The organism is Psychrobacter nivimaris (assembly GCF_009812035.1).
In the GTDB taxonomy this organism is placed as follows: Bacteria; Pseudomonadota; Gammaproteobacteria; order Pseudomonadales; family Moraxellaceae; genus Psychrobacter; species Psychrobacter nivimaris.
The window spans coordinates 132601-155635 of record NZ_VZIZ01000013.1 but is presented as its reverse complement, the minus strand read 5'-3'; the positions used below and the strand labels follow the sequence as shown (position 1 = coordinate 155635).

Genomic DNA, 23035 nt, shown 5'->3' with positions numbered 1-23035 from the left:
GTTTTGTATCAAGAATCGCAATGAGTGACGATAACGTCATGAATACATCCCCTATCGAAAACGAGCGCCGGCTCCAAAGTTTTATCAATCGAGGCATTGTCACAGACGTCGATCATGCTAATGCTCGTTGCCGGGTGCAGATAGATGGGTTAGAGACCGACTGGCTAAAGTTTTCAGCAGCTCGCATCGGTAAGGTCAAAATTTGGAATCCACCGTGTGTTGGTGAGCAAGTTCTCGTTATTAGCGAGACTGGTGAGCTGTCGACTGGACTGGTAACGACATCGTTTGATTATGATGATCAGCCAATGCCGTCTGCCAATGCTGATACGTTTGAGATCCATTGCGACGATGGCGCGACATTTACCTACAACCATGCTACACATAACTTATCAGTGAGCCTACCCGATGAATCTACTACAAATATTAATTCAAGTTACATTTTATTGTCTGCTATCGATATTGGTGTTCATTGCACTAATTATCGTGTGGCTAGTGATAACTATGAGGTTTCTTGTAGCAATTACAAATTAAATGGTCAAACCATCAATCAAAACGGAAAATTAATTATTAATGACCAACCGTATTTAGACCACGGTCATAAAAACGTTAAGTCTGGCTCAGACACTACTGGGGGCGTTAATGCTTAATCAAGATAACAACGTCACTGTGATTAATGTCAAAGGCATGTCACGCAGTACTGGTCAGCGTATTGACCAGACCAATCATATCTTACAAAGCGTCCGCGATATATTGATGACGCCTATCGGTAGTCGTGTCATGCGCCGCGATTACGGCTCATTGCTACCGTTCTTAATTGACGCACCTATTAATGCCTATTTTATTATGCAGCTTCGCGCCTCCGTCATTCATGCGCTCATGCGCTGGGAAACTCGTGTCACACCAACTCGCATTGAGCTGATGACTGACGATAGTGCCTCACAAGGCGTTGCCAGTTTGATGATTGAATATCGTTATGTGATTAGTAAAAAGATTGAACGTACTTATCTGTCATTAGGCGGTGCGCTATGAGCCGTATTGATCTATCTGGCCTACCTGCCCCTGATATTTTAACGCCTTTAGATTTTGAAGCAGAGCTTGCCGACCTTAAAGCTGAATTGACAGCCAAAGATCCACAACTTGCCGCTGCATTAACGCTTGAAAGCGAGCCATTGACCAAGATCCTTGAGCTGTTTGCTTATCGTCTGATGTCTAAGACCAATCATATTAACCAGACAGCGAAATCAATGCTGCTTGCTTATACCACTGGTACAACCCTTGATCATCTTGCCGCTGGTGTTGGTGTGACTCGTCTATTGGTTGAGCCTGGTAATCCTAATGCTGTCCCACCGATCCCTGATGTCATGGAATCTGATACTGCCTTACGTCGCCGTGTCCAATTAGAACCTGAACGAGCCTCTGCAGGTAGTAAAGGCGCTTATTTATTTTGGGCACTGTCTGCTGATGGCGATGTTCGTGATGCAAGTGTCGTTACCGCCTCCCCTGGTCGCGTGACGGTCTATGTTCAAAGCCATAATGATGCGATCGCTAGCGATGCACTACGTGAACAAGTAAGACTGGCCGTTGATACGGATGAGCGCCGGCCTTTTACCGATAGCGTGCGTATTGCGGCTGGTCAGCCAGAGGATTGGAGCTTACAAGCGGAACTGACACTCTATCCGGGCCCAGACAAAGACGTGGTCATTGCTGCAGCCCGTGCACAGCTTGATAAATATATCGAGCAAGTACGCTACTTGGGTTATGACGTCACGCTATCTGGTTTATATCACGCCTTACATCAAGCGGGTGTCCAACGTGTCAGCCTCTTACAACCTACTGCTGATATCAGTTTGCCAGATGGCAAATATGCCAACTGTATCGACGTGACGATCAGTGCTGTGGAGTACCGTGATGTCTAATGCGCTATTACCAAAAAACAGTACCAAGCTTGAGCAAGCGCTTGATACTCAAACTCAGCGTATTGATGCGTTACCTGTTACCTTTGCTCGTTTGATTGATGCTGATAGCTGCCCTGAAGCTTTTTTACCGTGGCTTGCTTGGTCACGCCGTGTCGAATATTGGGACGGTCAATGGACAGAAGCTAAAAAGCGTGACGTTGTGAAAGGCGCAAGAGCTTTTAACGCGCAGCGCGGTACTAAAAACACACTGACGCAAGCGATGGAAAACCTAGGAATAGGTCATAGTTTGCTTGCATGGCATGAGCTATATCCAAAAGGCACGCCTTATACCTTTACAGTAAAAATAACTAGCGGTCGCGTGAGCGTTCAACAGCAACAAGAGATCTATACCGCACTAGATAGCGTCAAGTCAGCGCGTGATCAATTCTCTATCGATGCAAGCGTAGTTACTACCACGAATTTCTTTATCGCTGGGGCCTGTCGGACTGGCAATACTACTTATCTATCAACTCCAAACACTTAGGTATTAATAATGGCCAACTATTATGTATTACTCACTGACCATGGCAAATCCTTTATTGCCAATGCACAAGCGAACTCACAGCTTGCACTAACTCACGTTGTCCTAGGTGATGCTAATGATCAGCCATATCTGCCCGAATCACGATTAAATCAAACAAAGCTTGTCCATCAAACATCAAAGCTGCCAGTTGCATCAGTCAAAGTTATCAATAACACGACCGCTGAAGTATCTGCAGTTGTACCGTCCAACGTAGGCGGCTTTAACCTGCATGAGGTTGGTATCACGGATAGCAGCGGCAAGCTTGTCTACATTGGTAACTTTCATGGTGGCTATCGCCCAACGCTGACAGAGGGCGCTGGTGGTGATATGGAGCTGGTATTTACTATTACCGCTGATAATTTGGCCACTGTCGTTATTGAGATGGACGGCAATGTAGTTAGTGCTACTCGTGATTGGGTGAATGAACGCTTCCAGTTTTTACTGCGGACGCTGATACCATTTGGCTATCAGTATGATACTCACACGGCTACAAACCCTAAGCCTATGTTCGATGAGCTGTTAGGCATCGCTACTTACTGGCGGCGCATTACCGGCAAGATTATGTTGGCCACTGATCCGAATGATGATGCTATCAAAGATCACAGCGTGATCTTAGGTCAACTAGGTATGACTGAACTTGCCAATGCGCAGCGTCCTCACGTCTATCCACTGCAAACTTCACATAAGTTTGAACGCTACAATCCAGATGAAGTCATTGAAACAGTCTGGAAAGTAGTTGCTGATAAAAATTCAATCAATGAAGGTGATACTGTCCGCTTTACCGTAACGGCTAATAATCTTCCTGATGGCCAGATTCTTAATTGGTCAGTAAAAGAAGGTGCTCTGAATAGTAGTAGTAATGACATTACTACGCCTGAGAAAACAGATAGCGGTACAGTTATTTTACAGAATGGCCAAGCCGTTATTAATTTCATAACCACATCTGATGACAACACCGAAGAATCACAAAAGCACGTACGTCTGTCTGTCGGTGCACCGGCTAATTTGTCAATCAATGTCCCTATTAACGATGCTGGCCATCACGAAACTGTTATGCATATTGGTCAATCAACCATCAATGGTATTGATCTAGCTGAGTATTACAGAGTCCAATCAGGTAGCTATCCTTCCTCTAATGAGACAGTGCGATTTATCGTAGACGAAGGCGTTGACATTATTGCACCAGATACAACAAAACCAGCAATTACTGAAGGTGACAACTGGCCAGTAGGTGCAATTCCTATTATCGAAAATCATGGTCGGATATTAGGCCGTGGTGGTAATGGTGGGCGTAGTGCTCGAATCTTTGGTGTGTATAAGTATGATTTACCGTTTGCCCAAGATGTGGCTATAGATGGTAGCAATGGCGGTACTGCTATCAAATCTCTAAGCCGAGCTATTCATATTGAAAACTACTCTCTTATTTCGGGCGGCGGCGGCGGCGGTGGTGGTATGGGCGCGTGGGTACACGAAAATTTTGAAAACCATAATTATAGCAATCAAACAAACGGTGGTGGCGGTGGCTCAGGCGGTGGCGCACCACTTGGATTAAACAGTCCTAATGAGTCATCTTTGTTAGCGTATCTACAGGATGATAGATTCCCTGTTAAAGCTAGTTATACCGGAGAGTTAGACGCTATCCTTGTGAATAGTGCCAGCATTTCTTCGGTTGGTGGTGATGCAACTATAGATAGCACTGGCGCTAGTACTTCGCCATCTGCCGATAAACGCTATGTATTTTATGCTTCAACCTCTGTTACAGGCACAAAGCACAAAATAAGAGTAAACAATGGCAGTGGTCAAAGTAGAAGTATTAGTTGCGATTTGGTTATGTCACAACCGGCTACTATAGACAAGGGTGGCATCGGTGGTAGCAATGGCGTAGGTGGTTATAAATTAGGTGACAATGAAGGAGCTAGATTTATAACTGTCATTGCTTCATCGGACATAGTGAGTAATCAAGGCGGTGATGGCGGTGACTTGGGTGAGTCTGGTAAGGCTGGCAACATCGCCAAATACTTTAACGCCAATGGCGCTGAAGTGCAAAAAACAGATGCTAACATGCTTAAAGTTTTAGATTCAGCCACAGGCGGTCTCGCAGGTTATATCAAAGAAGGCAACGTCACTATCAACAATTTATCAGGCGGCGTCACTAAAGGTCGCTAATTTAATCAATCAACAAGTCAAAGGAATAATCATGGCATTAACCACGTACCACCACGGTATTACCGCTACTGAGAGTAGCAATATCACACCGATCATCAAGTCCGTCAGCACGAGCACGATAGCACTTATCAGTACTAGTGCGGACGCTGATGACACCGCTTATCCTCTTGATACGCCGGTACTACTGACCGGCATTACCACGACTGATGTCACTAACGCAGGTAGTGATGACCAGTTATTGCATCAATGCTTACGCACGATTAAATCTATCCAGAATACGACTGTCGTTGTTCTGCGAGTATCTGAGCCGGTCGATCTGACGACAGTAGATACGCTACTGAGCTGCCAATCTCGCCTTGGTGTGACGCCAAAGATCTTGATCGCGCCTGAAATTGATACGCCAGATATGACACGTAAGCTGATTGAGATCGCCAAAAAACGCCGCGCTTTTGTGTATGCATCACCGCGAGCTGAAGACGGCACGTTGATTACGGTCAAAGAAGATATTGCCGCGTATCGCGATACGTTCGCTGCTCGTGAGTTGATGCTAGTTGAAGGGGCTTTTGGTGAGCCGGGAAAGTAGAGACCCCGCCTACCGTTCCTGAAACCCCTGGTAATGAAAACGCTAGTATTACCATTGAAGGAACAGCTAAGGTCGGGGAAACGCTAACTGCTACCGCTATAGACCCAAACGGCGTACCCGCTAACTTTGCATATCAGTGGCTTGCTGATAATGTCGCTATACCCGGCGCAACCGCTAAAACGTACACTCTAAAAACCGAACAAGTCGGCAAGGCTATCACCGTTGAGGCAGTATTTACAGATAATGATGGTTATGCAGAAAATGCGACCAGCGTAGCAAGCGAAGCCGTGCAACCTGCTACGCCAGCAGTTGATGCAACAGTGAACAATATCGGTATACAGGGCACGGCGTTATTTGGGGTAGGCATTACGGACATACTACCGCTTGGCATGAGCGAGATGGAAGGTACAACCACGGCAGGTCATGAAAATTATGGTAATTACCAACACAGTGATGGTTCTATTATGTGCTGGATACCTATGTTTTATTATCGTTGGGGGGGTGCAGACAGCCCACGCGCTACTAAATACGGTCTAAATGCGTGCGATGTTAAATCTAAGTATGACTTTGATAGCGTAGAGGCTGCTAATGCGGCAGGGTATGCGCTACATCGAGCGTTTTATGACGGCGGACAAATCAAAGACGGATTTTTTGTTGATAAATATCAAGCAAGTAATAATGGCGGTATTGCTAGCTCAATCAAAAACGGCATCCCTTTATCATCGTCTAGCTCAAATGCCCCATTTAGTGCGTTAACAGGCTCACCAGCGAACACTTACGCGGGGGCGATTGATGCGGTTAAGACGCGGGGTTCAGAGTTTTTTGTTACAACGCTATTTGTTCAGCGGGCTTTATCATTACTCAGTATGGCACACGCGCAAGCAGCAACAAGTATTGATAACTGTGCATGGTATGACCCAACGGGCGTTGCTAATTATCCGAAGGGTTGTAACAACGACGCGTTGGGTGACGTTAACGATGCAACGGTTAAGTACACAGCCACAGGCTATCTAAAAGCAGGTAAGACGGGTTCGGCGTTGCCGTTTGCTAAAACTACGCATAACGGACAAAGCAACGGTGTAGCAGACCTTAACGGCAATATGTACGAGATTTGCTTAGGCGTGACCCAGTTGTCGGGTACATTCTACGCGCTCAAAACGTCTGCTAAGGCGTCAGCGCTAACCAGTGGCGCGACGCTTGCTAATGACGCATGGGGTGCAGCGGGTATCGCAGCAAACTATGAGTCACTGGGTGCTAGTATTGGTGCGCTCACAGGTACGTCTCGCGGTATGAAGATGGGCAACGGTACACAGCAAGTATTCTCAAGTGCGATGACAGGTAAAGACTGGCAAGCCTCATGCGCGGGCATTCCTATTGCTACTGGCGTTAATAGTACGTCTGGCACAGATCTATTTGGTCATGACCGTTTTTATAACAATCGCGTTGACGATCTGTGCCCGATGTCGGGTGGCAATTGGAGTAACTTTGCGCTCTCGGGCTTCTGGGATGTCAGCTTCAATGGTTCGCGCACGACTAATTACGACGATGTTGGTGTACGGGCGGCGTTGTATGGCGTTTGACTGAGCGATAGCTAATTTTAAATTAATTTTTATGTATTAAGGAAAGAACCATGACCCAAGTAACCCCTATCATCGCCGTGGCCGCAGCTCTACGTGCTCACTTAGACAAGACGCACCAGTATAGTTTCGTCAAGTCGCTGTCCAACGTTGCCATTGATACTGTTAGTGGCATCAAATATCCACGTACCTGGGATCTAGAAGATCCTGATACTGAAGTCGGATATTTAAATGCCAATGACGTGACCAGCCTGATTCAGCATAACGGCTTTAGATTTTGGGGCAGTCATACTTGCTCTGATCAGCCTGAGTATATGTTTGAGCCAGTCGTGCGTACCTCACAGTTTTTGCTCGATACCATTATCAATGGCTGTTTTCAGTTTATCGATCAGCCGCTATCACCAACGACTGTGCGTGACATCATTCGTGCCATCAATGCCAAGCTGCAGGAGATGGTTAACTTCGGTTATTTAATCGGTGCAAAGTGTTGGTACAACACTGAGCTAAACAGCGAAACGCTTTTGATGCAAGGCAAGCTATATCTTGATTATGACTTTACCCCAGTGCCTAACCTCGAAAACCTTAACCTGAACCAGACGATCACCGATACATACCTGGTCAACTTTGCCGACTTGGTAGCAGCAGCGGCCTAATAGCCACCTGACGACCCTATTACTAAAAAGGAACCCCTATGTTACCTCGTAAATTAAAGAACTTCATGGCTTACAAAGGCCTTGGTAACCAAAAGCGCTATCAAGGTCAGATCCCAGAGATTGAGCTGCCCAAACTGACTCGCGTGCTCGAAGAGTATCGCGCTGGTGGTATGGATATGCCGGTCAAGGTAGATTTGGGCCAAGAAGCGATGGAGATGACCATCAAATGCGGTGGCCACGAAGCAGATTTGTACCGCGACTTTGCGCGTGCTGGTATTGATAAGGTCGTCTTGTCTTATTCAGGTGCTTATCAGCGTGATGATGACTGCAGTGTGTCAGCTGTCGATATCTACTGCCGTGGTCGCTTAGAAGAGATCGACCCTGGTAGCGCCAAGCTAGGCGACGACACAGAAGAGTCGTTCAAGTATGCACTGGCGTATTACAAGCTGGTCGTAGACGGTGAAGATATCATTGAAATTGATGCCATGGCCATGAAGTGTATCGTCAATGGCGAAGACCGACTAAAAGAGATCCGTGAAGCCATGGGAATGTTTGCCACCGTCTAAATTGATCATACAAATTAAGTGGCCAAACCAGACACCTATTTGATTAAAACATCGACTAAAAATTACTGATTAAGGATACACCATGAGTAACAACGTAGAAATGCCAACGATCGAACTTGACTACCCTATCATTCGCGGTACTGGCGACAAGCAAAAAGAGATTAAAGAATTTACCCTGCGTCGTCCGATGGGTGGTGACTTGCGTGGCCAATCACTGATTGATATTTCAATGGCCAAAGTCGATGCCCTAGCCGTAGTACTCCCTCGTATCAGTAATCCAGTCATCCATGAGCATGAAGTCAAAAACATGGATGCCGCTGATTTGATGGATGTGGGGTTAACTATTGCAGGTTTTTTTACCAAAGCGAAACATCAGTTGCAAGCCGAAACCGAAACCGCAGCTATCCCAACCGCGTAGAAGACTGCATGGCAGACATCGCCTTGGTGTTCGGCTGGACACCAGACGCGATGTATCACATGACGATCGAAGAGCTTGCTGATTGGCGTGAACGAGCGCGTATCCGTAATAACCCTGATGAATGATAGCTTGGTTCCTTCACCAATGAGGGAACCAAGACAACATCAGCATCATTGATATCAACAATAAAGTGGGCGCAAATACATGGCAGACCTAAGCTTTCGAGCACAGATAGAACTTATCGACCGCATGACTGCACCCATGCGCTCACTCAGTAGCCAAGCCGATCGCTTAGGTCGTCAGTTTGGTGAGACAGCACAAGCAGCGCGTAAACTTCAGTCACAGCAAGGCTTGATTAATAGCTTCAGACAACAAAAACAAGCGCTAGCTGATACCTCAGAGGCTGCTGTGCGTAGCCGTGCCCGACTACAGCAGTTAGAGCAGCAAATGCGCGATACGGCCAATCCTAGCGCAGCCTTGGTACGCCAATTCGAGGCTGCAGGGCGTGAGTCTCATCGTTTGAATACTCGCCTTGATAGTCAACGGCAGCATTTACAGCAGTTACGCGGTCGTTTATCAGATGCAGGTATTAGCACCAATAATCTATCTGATCATGAGCGTGATCTTGCGCGTAATATCGAGCGCACCAATCAACAGCTGGCAGAGCAGCGCCGGCGAATGAGCGAGGTTCGACAGCTTGAACGTCAATCACAGCAAATGGGTGATATGCGTAATAAGGCTGTGGGACTGGCCGTAGGCGGTGCAGCAGCAACCTATGCCGGTGCACGGTTCATTCAGCCCGGTATTGAGTTGGAACAGAACTTGAGTAAAGTTCAGGCGGTCACCCGTCTAGATAAAAACAGTCCACAGTATCAAGCACTGGTTGCACAAGCCAAAGAGCTAGGAGCGTCTACCAGCTTTACATCAGCCGATGCCGCGGCTGGACAGACGTTCTTAGCGATGGCTGGTTTTACCCCTGAATCTGTAAAAGCTGCTATGCCGGGGATGCTTGATCTTGCTTTAGCTGGTGGCATGGAGTTAGACCGAACAGCTGATATCGCGTCAAATATTCTCTCAGGCATGAAGATCGACCCTTCTAAGATGAGTAAGCTTGGTGATGTATTAGCAGGTACTTTTACCCGTTCAAACACAAATATTGAAATGCTTGGCGAAACCATGAAGTATGCCGCGCCAGGCGCCGCACTACTAGGTGTGTCATTAGAGCAATCAGCAGCAATGGCTGGTAAGTTGGGCGATGCAGGTATCCAGGCGAGTATGGCCGGTACAGCGATGCGGGCTATTATGTCTAGAATGGCAGCAGGCCCAAAAGCGACGATTGAGGCACTTGATAGACTAGGTATCAAGACCTCCGATGCAAATGGCAACTTGCGCCAAATGCCAGATATATTAAAAGAGATTCACGATAAAAGTAAAAATTTGGGTAATGCAGAACAATCAGAATTGTTCAAAGGCATTGCGGGAGAAGAAGCCGGTGGCGCTTTAGCTGTCTTGGTTGCTGAAGCTGGCAATGGCAAGTTACAAACATTAATCACTGACTTGCAAAACGCTCAAGGAGAAGCCGCTGGATTGTCAAAAACGATGGGCGACAATACAACAGGTGACTACAAAGCGATGACGTCGGCCATTGATGCCCTTAGAACCTCTATTTTTGATGCCAACGGCGGTGCGCTACGTGAGTTCATTCAGTCTATTACGGCGATGACCCAACGTTTGACCGCGTTCGCCAATGCTCATCCACAGCTAATGTCAGTACTAGGGACAATGTTCGCCACGTTAGCCATTGGTGCAGTCGTCATTGGTGGTCTGGGCGCAATCATGCTAACCATCTTAGGACCTATGGCACTACTACGTGCATCACTGATCACGATGGGGCTACCAACGACACTGACACCGTTGGGGTTGTTGGCCAAAGCATTCGGTATGATTGGTGGTGCTGTCAGAGCATTGACGCTCACGCTAATGGCCAACCCTATTTTGGCACTGTGCCTAGCATTAGCAGTACTGGCTTTTACCATTTATAAGAACTGGGACACACTAGGGCCGATGTTTGCGGCGCTTTGGGAACGTATCAAAGCCATATTTAATATGGGTATTCAGGCACTTAGATCCTTCATATCTAATTTCAATCCAGTCGCGTCATTCATGACCGCATTTGCTGCCGTTTGGGGTTACTTGGCTGGATTAGGAGCTACTTTTAGGCAGTACGGCGCCAATATGCTCGAAGGACTAAAAAACGGCATCTTAGGCAGGGCGCAAGCGGTTATCAATTCAATCAGCAATATCGTTGGACGTATCAAGGGTGCATTTACGGGTTCAAAAGGGATGGACATTCACAGCCCTAGCCGAGTCTTTGACAGCTATGGCGGTTATATGATGCAAGGCTTAGGACGTGGCATATTATCCAATGCTGGTATTCCCGTCAGTGCAACCAAATCTATCGCTGGCCAAATCAATGATTATGCACCGATCAGTATCGACAGCCGAAAATCTATCTTGCCACCTCGCGGTCAGTCTAGTATGGCGATGATGGGCGGTATGAGCAGTGGCAATATCACTATAAACATTCATGGTGCAACCGATCCGCAAGCCGTAGCGCGTGAAGTCCAGCGCGTATTGGCTGGTGAGCAACGCAATCAAATGGCACGTGAGCGTAGCCGCTTATCTGATATTGATTAAGGGCATATAAGGATTATTTTATGTTAGCCAGTTTAGGATTGTTTGTATTTGAGACCACCAGCGCGGCATTTGATGAGATATCGCGCAAATCAGGCTATCGTTTTGGTACCGGCAACGCTGTCGGTACCAGACCGCATATGCAGTATATCGGCCAAGATAACGACGACATATCGCTATCAGGTACGCTCTATCCAGAGATCACGAAGGGCATCGTCTCATTAGATGAATTACGAGATATGGCGGCGACTGGTAAAACCTACGCGCTCATGAATGGCAATGGTTACTACTATGGCATGTGCTATATCACTGACATCAGTGAGACTCAATCACACTTATTATCAGATGGTACTGCTCGCAAAATTAGTTTTAGCTTAGCACTCAAGCTGGCAGATGATAGCGAGCGTGAGCAAGTGGCCATCTTAGACCAGGATCGAGCTGACGTATGAGAAAATTATTCAAGCTGACAATCGAAGGCATTGATCGCACAGCGCAGGTTGAGAAGCGTCTGATTAGTCTCTCAATGACAGACAAGCGGGGTACTGAAGCAGATGAATTATCACTCACACTATCTGATCATGACGCGGCGCTGCCCTTACCTACCAATGGTAATAAGATAAGGCTATGGCTCGCGATGCCTGATACTGGCGATATGATAGACAAAGGCACATTTACCATTGATCAAGCCGAGCACAGTGGCACACCTGACCAGCTGCAGATCCGCGCCAAGTCCGCTGACTTTAAATCATCTCTGAAAGTAAAACGCAGTGACAGCTATCATCAGCACAAGCTTGGTGAAATAGCTTTGAGTGTGGCCAAACGTCATGACTTGATATTGGCCATTGATAATGCAGTGTCAGCAATAATGATCGATCATATCGATCAGCACCGTGAGAGTGATATCAATCTATTGACCAGGCTTTGTGATGACCATGATTTGATGTGTACGATTAAGGCGGGACGGCTGATTATTAAACCGATTGCCAATGCAAGATCACCTTCAGGGGCGGCATTGGGAGCAGTCACTATCACTCGTCAGTCTGGGGACAGTCATCGTTATAGTCGCGCCGATCGTACCAGCGACTATGACGAGACGACATCGAGCTATCATGATGATAAGACTGGTAAGACTAAGCATATCAGCGTTAAGGATGGTAAATCCAAACCACTAGATGCCCTACCCAATGACAAATCTCATGTACTGACTAAACCGGCCAAGTCAAAAAATGAGGCGGTATCCAAGGCAAAAGCGAGTGCCAACAAAAAAGCCCGCCAAGTGGCGAACTTTGATTTGACGTTAGCGATGGCACGCCCTGATATTATTGCTGACAGCCCTGCGACGGTGCGAGGCTTTAGACCATATATCGATGAGCATCAATGGACAGTCGTAGAAGTGACACATGACCTATCAGGCAGTGGTTATAGTACTGGCATTAAGTGCGAGGCGGGTTTAACCGAAACAGTTTAGCTACTTAACGCCCAACATTATGAAATATTTGGAAAAACTTATAAGCAGTACGCAATGAATAAACTATAATCATTATTGATAAAAAAATAACTAGGATGAATACAGGAATTTGATATTTTTGAACAAATAATCCTACTACAGCAATAATCAAAGTAAAAAAGTAAAGCAAAGCTAAAATTTTGCTGTTACTCAACAAGTTATTATAGTGACTTGTTTTTATCAGATTGGAAACTAGCTTAGTTCCGACTAAGCTCACAACTATTGCAATAAGCGTAAGCAAAAAACCTAACAAGATACCGTACAAAGGTATCAAAACCTTGAATATATCCTTGATAAAATCAGCCTCTTGAGCGAAAAAAAAACCTCTTAAAAAATAGCATATGAGCCCCCCAGCTACTGCACCATAAAGCAGCCAACTATAAGGTTTAATACGCTTCATTAATCTCATCGAGTCTATCCAAATATGCTTTAATTATTTTTTCGTACACACTCTTATCGGGCAATGTTTCTTTTGAATATTTGTAGTCCTTAAAAGTGTACTCAATTTTATCTGCAATTAGGTCTATCCAATCTTTCTCACCGTCTATGTTTATCACTTCTACTTTGGCAGATGTAGCCCCAAGATTTAAAAAATTACGTATAGCAAGCAGGGGATTACTGATAGATCCTGGCATCCTAGTTCTTAGATTGATATTAGTTTCGATTCTTACTGTGTCTGCTCCAGACTTACTCAGTGCCTGTATAGCTTCTGTGCTCCAGTTATCTCCATACTCAGGTATCAGGTCAGGTTTCACCGGAATATTTGCTTGTAGCTTTGTGACAGATTTATTACTTAAAAGCGTTTCCAAAGTGCCCTTTGTCAATAAGGGTGAAAGTTCAACCTGAACACCGAATGCTTTATTTAAACAATCTTCAAGTCTTTTGTAATGGTTGCCATGATGATTCCTAATATAAGCAACTATACACTTATTAGGAATGTAAACCAGATGATTAGTTTCAAATTTTCCCTCATCATCACTCATAGCTACATCCCAACCATCAGTACATGCCTTTCCAACCTTTATGGGTTCGCCTGTTCTTACTTTTCTAAAAACGCCACATACATACTTTTCATCAATTGACTGGAACTTATACAAATCACGGTCATAACTGTCCTGAAAGCTATGATTGCCTATAAGTAATTTTTTAAAGCAATCACTGATTGCTATAGTATTACCCTGCTCATCTGGCTCAGGCTCTTCAAAAAAACTTACTTTATAAAACTCGACCGTGGTAGACATTTATTATCCTGTACATGTGGCTTGGCATCAAGAGCGAAAGGGTAAGACTCGTCACTATTTGTCGTATGCAAAAATAAAAAATGAGCCAGTATCAACTGGCTCACAATAGATTGATAACGAATAAAGCGTACCACTATGACACGCTTTCATCAATCAGTATTTAACTTCTGTTCATTCAAGCTTTAAGTTCAACAAAATCTAATAGAATTCATCCTTAAAAAAAGCGAGCGCAAACAAAAAAGCCCGCCAAGTGGCGAGCTTTGATTTGACGTTAGCAGTAGCGCGTCCTGATATTATTGCTGATAGCCCTACGACAGTGCGAGGCTTTAGACCATATATCGATCAGCATCAATGGATGGTCGTTGAGGTCAGTCATGGTTTATCGGTTGGCGATTACAGTACTGGTATTAAGTGTGAGGCTGGGGTTTAATTTTCTATTTTAGCTCTCATTACTCTGAAAATAGAGATCGGAGTTATCCCATAAAAATCATCCGGCCTGCCGATAATTTCCTTGTAAGCATCGCTCATTGAAAAAAGAGCATGAAAGAAAGGGTTTGCTTTAACTAGATTACCCTTGAACTTCTCTAAATCTTTCGCATCTTCTTTAACGAATCTATCAGGTATAGCATCTAAGATACCTAGAACTACGAACTCTTCCGAAGATAGAGTTTTATGTTTAAGCGCAGACACCAAATGAGCCGATGTTAAGTATTTTTTATCTAACGCCATCCAAGCATGTTGTGTTGTACCACTGTTCACTTGCATAGTTGCTTGAACGCCAATTGGGTATGCATTGATGACATTAAAAACGGTCTTCATATTAGACTCTTCTTCATCTGAAAACTCTTCTCCAGCTTCCTGATTAAGTTGTCTATGAGCATCTAATGCATTATCGGAGTTTTTACCGAGCGTTTCAAAATCCGCAAAATTGATTAATCCTTGAATCATGACTAATCTACCTAAATTATTGGCAGCTAGTTTTTTAGAAATTAGATTGTATTCATCAAGGAGGTTGATCATATCTCGTGGTAAAACATGGTGCATATCCATCAACTGGTCAAGAGACTCTTCTTTACTATCTCCTTTTATACCTTCCGTATGCAAAATATCGCGAGGACCAGCTGTTACTTTATAAGTAAAATCTTTCTGTTCACGACTAGAAGATGTTTTCTGATTAGGAACGCCATCCATAAGCTGAGCGTAATAAGAATGAATTCTATCTATATCTAGATATATAAAATCATAAATCGATTTCGTGGTTTGTTGCTTTGCCATTTAGTTTCTTTCGCTCTTTTATTCGCTCATCCATCTCATCAAATTCTTTATCAAAGCGCTTCCAGCGGTCACTGAATTCAGACAAAAAAGACGGCAAAAAGTTTTCAGGTATACCTGAATTGCTTTTATCACTCTTATTTGCTTGCTTGTCATTTTTATACATGATGGACTCTAAATAGTTAATTTTACTAAATATTTTCTTTTGTCACATATGAGGATAGCACAAGAATATGTTCGTTTGGACGAATAGTTACAGTTGTAGACCATTATTTACTAAAGCGTACCATCGTGACACGCTTTCATCAATAACTATTTAACTTTTGTCAGTCCCAATCAACCGCTTCACAATAGACACACCAGCCAAATGGCAATTCTTCAACTAACTCAGCATTTTGCAAAAAGTGCTCAAGCCAAAGCGTCATCCATATTATATTTTGTAAATTCATAATATTTTTTAACTTTTTAAATCTATATGAATGAAGCAAATCCCATTATTGCATTGGCCGGTAGCTGGATGCCCACCTACTGGTTTACTACGGTATTTACCTCCATTTGACAAGTACATAACGGCATCCGCACCCTCACGACCTGCCATAGCCCTAGCCAATTTATAAGCATCTTTTAAACTTTGTTGGCTGTACTCAGTAGTTTTAGGTTCGTCTGAATACATATACCAGTTTAATGAGATATTGTTTGGGCTATGAGAAAACCAAGCGGATAGAGGGCTTTCGTCATTCATGATGTACAGTTTTTTAGGCTTACCTTCAGTATCAACAGAGTCTTCCACTTCGGCCGGTTCTAATCCTGCACTAGCCAAAATAGCTTTCCCATCAAGCATGCCCACAGTTTCAACAGGCTCGCTTAAATCATCTTGATACCATAAAACCTTGTTCTCTGCCGTTGAATTATCTTCAGACCCTTTAATCTCAATTGCCCCATTTTCATGAACAACGTAATCATCTTCTGACAGTCCAGCTTCTGCGGCAACCTCGTTCATATCGATGACTTGAGGTTCAGGATCACTACAGCCAATCACGCCAAGTGCCAAAACTCCCACAAAAAATTCTTTCCTAAAGTAAATCACAGTTATTTATTCCCTTCTTCATGTAGACCTTTCTTAATGAATAGACGAACAAACTCAACAAATTCTTCTTTAGTTAATCCAGCTTCATCAAACAAATCATTGCCGATAGTATAACGTTCGCCACTGTCATAACCAGGTATATACCCAGGGAAATATACTTCATTTATCGCAAAACTAGATTCAAGACGGGCAACAATATCAGCGTTCATAGATCGGCTATGCGCCTTTGCGGATTTTTTTATTTTATCTCTTAGCTCTTCAGGTAATCGAAGCTGGTATTGAACCGTTGTATGTTGGTCAGTCATAGACACTCTCAAAATAAAGTCAGTATTCCACACCCAGTGGGTATTGACAATAATATCCACTGGGTATAATCTTAAAACATATCCAGTGGATATGTTTTTAATTTACTCAAAAAAGGTTTTAGTTATGGAAGTTAATCGCAGTCGTCCTTCATCCTACAAATTGAGAATGTCTAAAGATCTACACCAATGGCTCAAAGACAATGCAGCTAAAAATTATCGCACCTTAGCTACTGAAATGCATATGCACCTTGAGCAAGCAATGATTAAACAACAAAAAGAAGACGGCAATGTTAAATAGACCTAACACCACCCAGCAGATCAATACTTACCTACGCAGTCAGCAGTTGCTATATCGTCACCTGCAATTATGTCAGCGCATAAAAAAGGCAGACCGCACTCGCCAAAGTACTCGGTCTGCCTTCACCACAAAAACAATTAACTTGATTAAAGTTAACTCTTTTAACCAAATAACTCATGGAGTTAATCAGTATGTCAAAGTATAACACAGCACAAGAAACGAAAATAAAATCCAGTACAGCAATAGAAAGAGACAATGTTTATAGCCACCGCACCAAAAAAGATATCAGTAAAAAGCACGACAAGATAATCAGTGAGTTTTTCTTTTCATTGGCACTTGCCAAAGCAGATGGTATCAAGACCGATCATAGTCCTAGTGATACCAATGTAAGGACGATTGATATCTATCAAGTGCAGCAGCTTATAAACACGCACTGCCACAAGCTTATTACACACATGGAGATCATTGATGCTCTATATGATTTAACAGATCCACAGCTGTTACAACCATCGACTGTCCATTTGGATTCAGAACTGGATGGTCAAAGGATCACTGCGATACGTCTGATTTATAAATGTTCAGGCTCAGAAAACAGTAATACTGGCACAGACAAACTCGCAAAAGAGTTGTCACAAGTAGATCTTGCTCTGCCAACGCAGCCTGAGACAGACTCAGAACAAAGCTGGAAAACCAAAGCATTCGAGCTGTATGAGCAGCAAACCATCGACAGAGACACGATTCAGTCGCTACGTACCATCATTATTGACATGGCAGAGACATTGCATGTTGCAGACCCTAGCGCTCGCATCAGTATGACCAGCAGCGACCTACTGGACTTGGTACACAGTCAAAAAGATATGTCAGACAATGCGTTTTAACAGCTCAATAGTATAAGGAACCAGTCCGAGTGACTGGTTTTTTTGTGCCTACCATTTAATCAATTGCCTCATTTGACTGTATCAATTAAACCCAGTCCTAATGTTGCTAGTATCTTATAGTCATAGTCTTCATTGGCATTTGCCCCGGCTTGTACCAACGCTTCCTCTGCGTGATACATCGCACCCAACAGCCTATCTGAAGGGCTTTCTAGATCCAGTATATCGGGTAGATTGATCAATCTCTGATGATATGACGGCAGATCCTTATGAGATCTTACGTCAAGCGCAATATCCTCTAAACGCTGACCAGTCAAGACATACATCACATCAAACCCAATATTCCATAGCTTAATTAGTAGTGATGAGGGCATATCACGCTTGCCTGTCTCATAGTTCTTATACGTTGTTTGAGCAATTCTGATAGTTGGCTCTTCATAGACCTCAACTGCCATAAGGCCCAAACGCTGACGCTCTGCTTCTAAGCGCTTCCCCACTTCAATTGACTCCACAGCACACCCCTTATATTTTCGTTTGAATGTATAATATGATTGCAAATACGTTCATTTGACTGTATTATTAAACCGTACCACGTTAACACGCTTTCAATTAGCTATAGGATAACACCAAATGACTGAAACAACATTACAGGCAACACCCAAGGGAGAGCTGCCACATCTAAAAGATGGTAAACGCAAACCCATACAGCTACGGCTAACGCCAAATGAACATGAAGAGCTAGTAAGCACAGCTGGTAATGAAGTTCGATCCATGAGCTATGTTGCATACCGTCGCTATCAGGCTGGTCTACAGCTAGAGCAGTCCAAGCAACACTAAAACCAAACCAAGAAGGAAACCAAACCATGAACCCAAACACCAAAAAACTACGCGATAACCCGATCAAAATCAGTGTCGATCACTACGACTACCAGATATTACTAGCCCACTCCGAGCGTTCGGGTATCGAGATGGCCACACTGGTCAGACAGCTAGCCATGAGCAAGATCCATGACCTGGTATTTCATGAACAACCTATCGCTATGATACTGCCATCACAAAACACAGTCGAGATGCCATTAGGTCACTTTTGGGCGATGACACAAGCACCGGTCAGTACCTCAGGAGTCACCAGCCATGCCTAACGATGTCTATATCCACCCAACCCCTGCAGAGCAGCGCTTACTTGAGCGTAAGGCTGCCGAGCATGGAGTAAGCGTCGATGAGTTTGTCGCTTGGGCACTGAGACAAGCACTCGCTGAAACAGATAAAGAGTTACAACTCATCGTCAAACACTAAAAGAGGTCATATATGCGCTGTCCAGCTTGTCATTCCAACTGTTTAATCCTGCGTACCCGCGTCATTACTGACTACTTACGCGATATAGAACACAGCTGCAAAAACGATGAATGCGGACATATATTCGTCACTCAGCAAGAGTATGTACGCTCGATAGTCAAGCCAGACGTGCAGAAAGACAAACCAATCAGCGCAAATGCCTAACCAAACTACCAAACCAGACGAGCAATATTATGCAACCCATGCAAGATGATACCCGTAGCGAGCTAATCACTCGCCTCGTACAAGATTATGGTCTCAAATTCTCCAGCGACCGTCAGTTTTTGCGTTATGGCCGCTGCCCATCATGTAATAAAAAAGAGTTATTCACCGGTGCAGATGCGCCGTGGACGATCCAGTGTGGCCGCGCTAATAAATGCAATTACCAAGCATCTACTCGCGATATTTACCCAGACATATTCGCCAATTGGACGAAGAAAAACCCACCAACACCCAGCAACCCAAATGCCACGGCTGACGCTTATCTTCAGTCGGGACGTGGCTTTGATATTGTCAAATGGCAAGGCAGCTATACCCAAGAAGTATTCAAAGACTTCTATTCTGATTTTACTTGTCCTAGTGTCCGTTTCAACATCACCAGCGAAGGGCAAACTCTAGGGTATTGGGAACGGCTGATAGAACCCGCCGCAAATATAAAAAAAGCACGCGTGCAAACAGGCTTTAAATTTAAAGGTCATGCTTGGTTACCGCCAAAGCTGCACCTACAGCATGGCATCTGGTCATATGTGAAAGAGCTATGGATAGTCGAAGGTATCTTTGACGCCATGGCACTGACTGAGAACGGTCTACATGCTATCAGCAATATCACCGCTGGTAACTTCCCAGCGCATACATTAGCGCAGATCAAAGCGCGAATGATTGAGCTTGGCAAGCCTCTACCCAAGCTAGTAATCGCATTAGATCCTGATAATGCCGGACGCAAAGCCACTGATAAGCTGGTGGCCACTGCACGTCAAAACGGTTGGGACGCTACCGCCGCTCAGTCGAGCGAATACGCTAACGGTGATGACTGGAACGACCTACACAAAGCGGGCAAACTCACTAAGTCAGACCTTGAACGCTACCGCTTTTATGGTGAGCTGCTTATTGCTGAGACAGCAAAAGACAAGGCGCTACTGACGTACAACCAATATGGTACCACTAGCTTTTATATGTTTTTCAACAGTTGCACCTACTGGGTAAAAGTAGACAGCGAGAGCTTTGATAAAGCCAAGCAAATGGACGCGGACAGCGAACCGACAGAGGATCTATTCAATACTGAAGAAGAATTAAAAGAGGCCGTACAGCTATGGCATGACGACCTAATGCAGTCTTGCATGACCGTCACTCAGATCATGAACTGTCAACCGCAAGCGCTCTACTATCAGCAAAACCTTGTCACCGATGAGTCGTGGTATTTTTTTCGTATTCGCACACCACAAGGCGACACCAAGAACACTTTTACCGGTAGCCAACTCTCTGCAGCGGGTGAATTCAAAAAGCGCCTATTATCAGTCGCGCCAGGCGTCATTTATCAAGGCAATTCAAAGCAGCTAGATGTCATGCTAGGACGCATGATTAATGGCATCAAGACAGTAGAGACCATCGATTTTATTGGTTATAGCAAAGACCATCAGACTTACATTTTTAACGATGTAGCCATCCGTCATGGTCAGAGCTACCCGCTCAATGCTGATGATTATTTTGACCTGCCAAATAATAAAAGCCTAAAGACACTCGCTGCCAGTCCAAATATCAGAATCGGTGACCGCCCCAAAGATCCAGCTAACTGGTTAGCGGACATCATATCTGGCTGGGGTGTGCAAGGCGTCATTAGTCTGGTCGGCTTCATGGGCAGCTTGTTTGCCCAGCAAGTACGCGATCGTCAAAAGTCCTTTCCTTTTCTAGAAATCGTTGGTGAGCCTGGTACTGGTAAATCAACCCTACTTAGCTTTTTTTGGCGTTTGATAGGTCGTGACGGCTACGAGGGTATCGATCCCAACAAAACTACCAAAGCCGGTCGTCTGCGCTCATTATCACAAACCTCAAATATGCCTAGTGTCTTTATTGAGTCTGACCGTGACGGTGCCGGCACTGGTCGCAACAGTCAGTTCAATTGGGACGAACTAAAAAACCTATATGACGGTGGCACGATTGGTACACGCGGCGTCAAATCAGCCGGCAACGAAGTCTATGAGCCACCGTTTCGCGGCACTATCGTCATCAGTCAGAATTTGCCCGTGGTGGCGTCCAAAGCAGTACTAAGCCGTATCTGCCACCTATTCTTTGCATTGGACAACCAGACCCGAGATTCTGAAGCAGCAGCCAGACGCATCGAGGCTTTACAGACCGAAGATGTCAGTCATTTTTTAGTCGATATTCTCAAGATGGAAGACAAGATACTGCAGGTATTTTTTGATACCAAAATAGCGCATGAGAATTGGTTAAAAGACAGCGGTGTCAAAGCTTTCCGTGTTGCTCATTGCCACGCGCAGATACTCGCCATGTTTGATGCGATGAAACTGGTATTGCCAGACTTGCAACGCTTGGACGGTGCGGTAAAGCAGGAAGTATTCAATATGGCAACCGAACGCGATCAGACGCTTGATACCGAGCATCCGCTCAATATCCAATTCTTTGATGTACTCGAACGATTGAATGCAGCGCCCAACGCAATCGAAGGTGCTGGTCATCATATTCGCCGCTTGCATATCAACCACAGTAAAAACCCAGAACTATTGGCGATCAGTATGCCAGAGATCTATCAGCTTGCGAATGAGTACCGCTATGACCTACCGCCACAATCCGACATGCACCACGCGCTACGCCAGTCTAGACAGTTCAAGTTTGTGGCAGCAAACAAGACCGTAGCGTCTCAAATCACAGGCCGTAGCATTCGTTGCTGGGTGTTTGAAATGCCTAAAAACCTAAGTCTCACTTAAAAGGAAATCAACTAATGAACATTCAAAACCTAATGAAACACGCCGCACAACATGCTGAAAGACAAAGACAGGCTCAAGAGTCTAGCAAAGTAATGGAAACGTTTCGAATGATGATAATGACGACTACGATTAACGACTTGGTGAATCAAGACGCTCTCGATAAAACTTTGCAAAAAAGTGCTGATAAAACGCTGCAAATGTTCAAAAGCGACTGTAAGCCTAGCGATGGCGAGATGGAACAACTTGAAGCGATCGCTAACCTCGCGAAAGTGGAAGTTAAAAGAATATTGAGTGAGTCTGCAAAAATTATGAGGGTTAAGTCATGAACCTAGTCCGCGCCCTATTCCCTTACAACCGTGAAAGCCCTTTACATTGGCTGACCTTCGACACGTTGAGCGGTCAGATGATTGACTGCTCGATGCACCCAACGCACAAACAGCGAGACCTCTATCAAGGCAAGCATTACAGCATCAACAAAGGCAAGATTGAAATGCGCTGCAAGGTCGAAGTCTACCAAGAACGTAAGTTTGAATCACTCACTGAAATCAAAATAGGAATAAACTAAATGAGCGACATTATTGACCGCGCCAACGACCAAGCGCAAGAAGAGTTAGAACGTAACTTAGCCAAGGCTGCACGTTTTGATCAGCCATCACTGGCAGAGTGTATCGATTGTGGCGAAGATATTCCTGAGCGCCGGCAGCGCTTAGGCGGTGTCACCCGCTGTATCGATTGTCAAAACAATATAGAGGGACGGAGGTAGTCATGCCATTACCACTAAGTTTATATCGTTGTCGTGACAGCGTTTGCATAGCAACTGATGAAGGTATGGTCAATGAGCATCTAAACCGTGATCGCATGGGTAGAAAATCCCCAGTAAATAAAATGCCAGAAGGTAGCGTTATCTTACATAACAACAAGCCATACGATATAGACGAACTGACCAGATTGGCACATAAAAAGGCAAAAACAATGAAACTGGATCTAGACAACCCGTTCTCAATCATCATTGATGATAGGTTTATCAAATGACTATAC

34 protein-coding genes are annotated in these 23035 nt (G+C 44.6%); 26 read left to right on the top strand and 8 right to left on the bottom strand.

The genetic code is table 11. From position 1 onward, the window contains the following. Window positions 1-20: 20 nt before the first annotated feature. From FQV37_RS05825 to FQV37_RS05760, 14 genes are all read left to right on the top strand, one after another. Window positions 21-647 (top strand): phage baseplate assembly protein V, encoded by a 627-nt coding sequence (locus FQV37_RS05825; protein WP_160021649.1) that lies wholly within the window; start codon window positions 21-23, stop codon window positions 645-647. Beyond that, window positions 640-1029 carry a GPW/gp25 family protein gene (locus FQV37_RS05820; protein WP_160021648.1) on the top strand — a complete coding sequence of 130 codons (390 nt, stop codon included), beginning with the start codon at window positions 640-642 and terminating at the stop codon, window positions 1027-1029. Before FQV37_RS05825 ends, FQV37_RS05820 begins: the two co-directional genes overlap by 8 nt. Further along, a complete protein-coding gene (locus FQV37_RS05815) occupies window positions 1026-1916 on the top strand; it encodes a baseplate assembly protein (RefSeq protein ID WP_160021647.1) in 891 nt (296 codons plus the stop codon). Before FQV37_RS05820 ends, FQV37_RS05815 begins: the two co-directional genes overlap by 4 nt. Further along, window positions 1909-2439 (top strand): phage tail protein I, encoded by a 531-nt coding sequence (locus FQV37_RS05810; RefSeq protein ID WP_160021646.1) that lies wholly within the window; start codon window positions 1909-1911, stop codon window positions 2437-2439. Before FQV37_RS05815 ends, FQV37_RS05810 begins: the two co-directional genes overlap by 8 nt. Before the next feature lie 9 nt (window positions 2440-2448). Beyond that, window positions 2449-4644: a phage tail-collar fiber domain-containing protein gene (locus tag FQV37_RS05805; RefSeq protein ID WP_160021645.1), complete on the top strand. Its 2196-nt coding sequence runs from the start codon at window positions 2449-2451 to the stop codon at window positions 4642-4644. Window positions 4645-4675: 31 nt separating this feature from the next. Beyond that, entirely contained in the window at window positions 4676-5227 is a 552-nt protein-coding gene (locus FQV37_RS05800) for a phage tail sheath protein (RefSeq protein WP_160021644.1), read from the top strand. Window positions 5228-5514: 287 nt separating this feature from the next. Beyond that, window positions 5515-6807: a hypothetical protein gene (locus tag FQV37_RS05795; RefSeq protein ID WP_160021643.1), complete on the top strand. Its 1293-nt coding sequence runs from the start codon at window positions 5515-5517 to the stop codon at window positions 6805-6807. Between the two features lie 50 nt (window positions 6808-6857). Then, on the top strand, window positions 6858-7457 hold the full coding sequence (locus FQV37_RS05790) for a phage tail sheath C-terminal domain-containing protein (protein WP_160021642.1): 600 nt from the start codon (window positions 6858-6860) through the stop codon (window positions 7455-7457). A 38-nt stretch (window positions 7458-7495) separates the two neighbouring features. Next, complete coding sequence (locus tag FQV37_RS05785) at window positions 7496-8023, top strand: phage major tail tube protein (RefSeq protein ID WP_160021641.1); 528 nt, start codon at window positions 7496-7498, stop codon at window positions 8021-8023. Between the two features lie 82 nt (window positions 8024-8105). Further along, a complete protein-coding gene (locus tag FQV37_RS05780; RefSeq protein ID WP_160021640.1) occupies window positions 8106-8441 on the top strand; it encodes a phage tail assembly protein in 336 nt (111 codons plus the stop codon). Between the two features lie 8 nt (window positions 8442-8449). Further along, window positions 8450-8566 carry a GpE family phage tail protein gene (locus FQV37_RS05775; protein WP_075106269.1) on the top strand — a complete coding sequence of 39 codons (117 nt, stop codon included), beginning with the start codon at window positions 8450-8452 and terminating at the stop codon, window positions 8564-8566. A gap of 79 nt (window positions 8567-8645) precedes the next feature. After that, window positions 8646-11138, top strand: coding sequence for a phage tail tape measure protein (locus tag FQV37_RS05770; RefSeq protein ID WP_160021639.1), 2493 nt, complete (start codon window positions 8646-8648; stop codon window positions 11136-11138). Window positions 11139-11158: 20 nt separating this feature from the next. Continuing rightward, the gene (locus FQV37_RS05765; protein WP_075106271.1) at window positions 11159-11584 is read left to right on the top strand and encodes a phage tail protein; all 426 of its coding nucleotides are present in this window, start codon (window positions 11159-11161) and stop codon (window positions 11582-11584) included. Next, window positions 11581-12603 (top strand): contractile injection system protein, VgrG/Pvc8 family, encoded by a 1023-nt coding sequence (locus FQV37_RS05760; protein WP_160021638.1) that lies wholly within the window; start codon window positions 11581-11583, stop codon window positions 12601-12603. The genes FQV37_RS05765 and FQV37_RS05760 overlap by 4 nt, the downstream gene beginning before the upstream one ends. 4 nt (window positions 12604-12607) lie before the next feature. Here FQV37_RS05760 and FQV37_RS05755 read toward each other — a convergent pair whose 3' ends face one another. Both FQV37_RS05755 and FQV37_RS05750 read right to left on the bottom strand, forming a co-directional pair. Beyond that, a complete protein-coding gene (locus FQV37_RS05755; RefSeq protein WP_205962057.1) occupies window positions 12608-13042 on the bottom strand; it encodes a hypothetical protein in 435 nt (144 codons plus the stop codon). Then, window positions 13029-13883, bottom strand: a complete 855-nt coding sequence (locus tag FQV37_RS05750; protein WP_160021636.1) for a hypothetical protein — start codon at window positions 13881-13883, stop codon at window positions 13029-13031. The genes FQV37_RS05755 and FQV37_RS05750 overlap by 14 nt, the downstream gene beginning before the upstream one ends. Window positions 13884-14133: 250 nt before the next feature. Here FQV37_RS05750 and FQV37_RS05745 point away from each other — a divergent pair, with 250 nt between their 5' ends. Next, entirely contained in the window at window positions 14134-14313 is a 180-nt protein-coding gene (locus FQV37_RS05745; RefSeq protein WP_160021635.1) for a hypothetical protein, read from the top strand. Here FQV37_RS05745 and FQV37_RS05740 read toward each other — a convergent pair. The 5 genes from FQV37_RS05740 to FQV37_RS05725 all read right to left on the bottom strand — a co-directional run bounded on the left by FQV37_RS05740 (window position 14310) and on the right by FQV37_RS05725 (window position 16547). Continuing rightward, window positions 14310-15158, bottom strand: a complete 849-nt coding sequence (locus FQV37_RS05740; RefSeq protein ID WP_160021634.1) for a DUF6414 family protein — start codon at window positions 15156-15158, stop codon at window positions 14310-14312. The genes FQV37_RS05745 and FQV37_RS05740 overlap by 4 nt on opposite strands. Then, window positions 15124-15321, bottom strand: a complete 198-nt coding sequence (locus FQV37_RS05735) for a hypothetical protein (RefSeq protein WP_075106277.1) — start codon at window positions 15319-15321, stop codon at window positions 15124-15126. The genes FQV37_RS05740 and FQV37_RS05735 overlap by 35 nt, the downstream gene beginning before the upstream one ends. 160 nt (window positions 15322-15481) lie before the next feature. Next, window positions 15482-15604: a hypothetical protein gene (locus FQV37_RS14295; protein WP_277342683.1), complete on the bottom strand. Its 123-nt coding sequence runs from the start codon at window positions 15602-15604 to the stop codon at window positions 15482-15484. Window positions 15605-15612: 8 nt separating this feature from the next. Next, entirely contained in the window at window positions 15613-16215 is a 603-nt protein-coding gene (locus tag FQV37_RS05730; protein WP_160021633.1) for a hypothetical protein, read from the bottom strand. A gap of 29 nt (window positions 16216-16244) precedes the next feature. Continuing rightward, a complete protein-coding gene (locus tag FQV37_RS05725; protein ID WP_160021632.1) occupies window positions 16245-16547 on the bottom strand; it encodes an Arc family DNA-binding protein in 303 nt (100 codons plus the stop codon). 124 nt (window positions 16548-16671) lie between these two features. On the opposite strand from FQV37_RS05725, the gene FQV37_RS05720 reads away from it, so the two are divergent. Both FQV37_RS05720 and FQV37_RS05715 read left to right on the top strand, forming a co-directional pair. Beyond that, window positions 16672-16845, top strand: a complete 174-nt coding sequence (locus FQV37_RS05720; protein WP_160021631.1) for a hypothetical protein — start codon at window positions 16672-16674, stop codon at window positions 16843-16845. Window positions 16846-17036: 191 nt separating this feature from the next. Then, window positions 17037-17723: a hypothetical protein gene (locus FQV37_RS05715; RefSeq protein ID WP_160021630.1), complete on the top strand. Its 687-nt coding sequence runs from the start codon at window positions 17037-17039 to the stop codon at window positions 17721-17723. A 68-nt stretch (window positions 17724-17791) separates the two neighbouring features. Here FQV37_RS05715 and FQV37_RS05710 read toward each other — a convergent pair whose 3' ends face one another. Further along, on the bottom strand, window positions 17792-18232 hold the full coding sequence (locus tag FQV37_RS05710) for a helix-turn-helix domain-containing protein (RefSeq protein ID WP_160021629.1): 441 nt from the start codon (window positions 18230-18232) through the stop codon (window positions 17792-17794). 118 nt (window positions 18233-18350) lie between these two features. Here FQV37_RS05710 and FQV37_RS05705 point away from each other — a divergent pair, with 118 nt between their 5' ends. The 9 genes from FQV37_RS05705 to FQV37_RS05665 are packed head-to-tail and all read left to right on the top strand — an operon-like array spanning window position 18351 to window position 23029. Further along, window positions 18351-18557 (top strand): hypothetical protein, encoded by a 207-nt coding sequence (locus tag FQV37_RS05705; protein WP_160021628.1) that lies wholly within the window; start codon window positions 18351-18353, stop codon window positions 18555-18557. 26 nt (window positions 18558-18583) lie between these two features. After that, window positions 18584-18862 (top strand): hypothetical protein, encoded by a 279-nt coding sequence (locus tag FQV37_RS05700; RefSeq protein ID WP_160021627.1) that lies wholly within the window; start codon window positions 18584-18586, stop codon window positions 18860-18862. Next, on the top strand, window positions 18855-19016 hold the full coding sequence (locus FQV37_RS05695; protein ID WP_160021626.1) for a hypothetical protein: 162 nt from the start codon (window positions 18855-18857) through the stop codon (window positions 19014-19016). Before FQV37_RS05700 ends, FQV37_RS05695 begins: the two co-directional genes overlap by 8 nt. 12 nt (window positions 19017-19028) lie before the next feature. Beyond that, window positions 19029-19220 (top strand): ogr/Delta-like zinc finger family protein, encoded by a 192-nt coding sequence (locus FQV37_RS05690; RefSeq protein WP_160021625.1) that lies wholly within the window; start codon window positions 19029-19031, stop codon window positions 19218-19220. Between the two features lie 29 nt (window positions 19221-19249). Further along, entirely contained in the window at window positions 19250-21997 is a 2748-nt protein-coding gene (locus FQV37_RS05685; protein ID WP_160021624.1) for a toprim domain-containing protein, read from the top strand. 14 nt (window positions 21998-22011) lie between these two features. Continuing rightward, complete coding sequence (locus tag FQV37_RS05680) at window positions 22012-22323, top strand: hypothetical protein (RefSeq protein ID WP_160021623.1); 312 nt, start codon at window positions 22012-22014, stop codon at window positions 22321-22323. Beyond that, window positions 22320-22562 carry a hypothetical protein gene (locus FQV37_RS05675; RefSeq protein ID WP_160021622.1) on the top strand — a complete coding sequence of 81 codons (243 nt, stop codon included), beginning with the start codon at window positions 22320-22322 and terminating at the stop codon, window positions 22560-22562. Before FQV37_RS05680 ends, FQV37_RS05675 begins: the two co-directional genes overlap by 4 nt. Then, entirely contained in the window at window positions 22563-22760 is a 198-nt protein-coding gene (locus FQV37_RS05670; protein ID WP_160021621.1) for a TraR/DksA C4-type zinc finger protein, read from the top strand. It abuts the gene before it with no gap. A 2-nt stretch (window positions 22761-22762) separates the two neighbouring features. Continuing rightward, window positions 22763-23029: a hypothetical protein gene (locus tag FQV37_RS05665; protein ID WP_160021620.1), complete on the top strand. Its 267-nt coding sequence runs from the start codon at window positions 22763-22765 to the stop codon at window positions 23027-23029. The last annotated feature ends 6 nt before the right edge of the window (window positions 23030-23035 follow it).